Below are 1,812 nucleotides of genomic sequence, written 5' to 3'. Positions count from 1 at the left end.
AGGATACCGAACTTAAAAAACTGGAGCTTCAGATGAACCGGGAGCCCATTACGATTGTCAATTTCGGGAATGCCCATGAGGTTGACAAAGCCTTATTGGAGAAAAACATCATTTTTTTCCCTTTGATATTAATCGCCTTGTTTCTTTTGATTTCGTCAATCCGTTACCTGAACCGAAAATCAATAGAACTTAAACTATAGTAAACGGAGTGTCAAAAAAGAAATCAATACTCATTACAGGAGGCGCTGGGTTTATTGGCTCCCATGTGGTTCGCCGTTTTGTAAAGCAATATCCCGACTATCATATTTACAATCTGGACGCCCTCACCTATGCGGGTAACCTGGAGAACCTCAGGGACATTGAAGCATCACCCAATTACACCTTTGTTAAAGGAGACATAACCAATAGCGATTTTTTGGAAAAATTATTCTCCGAACAACGTTTTGAAGGGGTTGTACACCTGGCAGCTGAATCCCATGTAGACCGTTCGATTACGGACCCCCTGGCTTTTGTGAAAACCAACGTCATAGGAACGGTAAACCTGCTAAATGCCTTCCGGGATCTATGGCGTGAGGACATGTGGGATAAAAGGTTCTACCACATCAGCACTGATGAGGTATACGGATCCCTCGGGCAGGACGGGTTATTCACCGAGGAAACCGCTTATGACCCTAATTCCCCTTACTCTGCTTCCAAAGCCAGCTCAGACCATTTTGTGCGCGCTTATGGAGAAACGTATGGGCTTCCCTACATTATCAGTAATTGTTCCAACAATTACGGGCCCCATCATTTTCCCGAGAAACTGATTCCTCTATTCATTAACAACATCATTAACTTGAAACCATTGCCTGTTTACGGAGATGGTAATTATACCCGGGACTGGTTGTATGTCATAGACCACGCTGTAGCCATCGACCTGTTATTCCACAAGGGGCGCATTGGAGAAACCTATAATATCGGAGGGTTCAATGAATGGAAAAACATCGACCTGGTCCGGCTTTTGTGTGCGAAAATGGATCACAAATTGAGCAGGGCCACCGGCACTTCGGAATCCCTGATTACCTATGTTAAAGACCGACCCGGACACGATCTCAGATACGCTATAGACGCTTCAAAAATCAACAAGGAACTCGGTTGGAAACCTTCGGTTACTTTTGAAGAAGGGTTGGAAAAAACGATTGACTGGTACCTCTCAAATTCGGACTGGCTGCAACATGTGACCTCCGGAAGCTACCAGGAATATTATAAGAATCACTATGGTTCGTAATGCCATGTGCTAACTAGTCAGATATGAAGGGGATTATTTTGGCCGGGGGATCCGGAACTCGATTACATCCAATCACTTTAGCTGTGAGCAAGCAATTGATGCCTGTTTATGACAAGCCTATGATTTACTATCCGCTATCAACACTTATGTATGCGGGTATTCGCGAAATCCTGATTATTTCAACCCCTCAGGACCTCCCGCTGTTTAAAAAGTTGCTCGGAGATGGGGCCAAATACGGATGCCGGTTCTCATTCGCCGTACAGGAGGAACCCAGAGGTCTGGCAGAGGCTTTTATCATAGGAGCAGATTTTATTGGCAATGACAAAGTAGCCCTTATCCTGGGGGATAATATTTTCTACGGATCCGGACTGGCCGGCTTGCTTCAGTCCAATAATGATCCTGACGGGGGGATAATTTATGCATACAGGGTCCATGATCCGGAACGTTATGGAGTCGTTGAATTTGACAAACAGGGACGGGCTATCAGTATCGAGGAGAAACCTGAGGTTCCAAAATCGAACTATGCCGTGCCGGGGATCTATTTC

2 protein-coding genes and 1 pseudogene are annotated in these 1,812 nt (G+C 45.2%); all 3 read left to right on the top strand.

Features of this window, described 5'->3' with window-relative positions; genetic code table 11:
• Positions 1-200: pseudogene (locus tag WBV75_RS13800) on the top strand (hypothetical protein); the annotation flags it as partial.
• A gap of 8 nt (positions 201-208) precedes the next feature.
• On the top strand, positions 209-1,267 hold the full coding sequence (gene rfbB / locus WBV75_RS13795) for a dTDP-glucose 4,6-dehydratase (RefSeq protein WP_424121165.1): 1,059 nt from the start codon (positions 209-211) through the stop codon (positions 1,265-1,267).
• Positions 1,268-1,290: 23 nt separating this feature from the next.
• Positions 1,291-1,812: sugar nucleotidyltransferase (locus tag WBV75_RS13790; protein WP_424121164.1), on the top strand; the 522-nt coding region annotated here is incomplete at its 3' end.

Source organism: Robiginitalea sp. (genome assembly GCF_049588695.1).
Taxonomy (GTDB): domain Bacteria; phylum Bacteroidota; class Bacteroidia; order Flavobacteriales; family Flavobacteriaceae; genus Robiginitalea.
The sequence above is the reverse complement of the archived record's forward strand: the minus strand, read 5'-3'. Positions and strand labels throughout refer to the sequence as shown.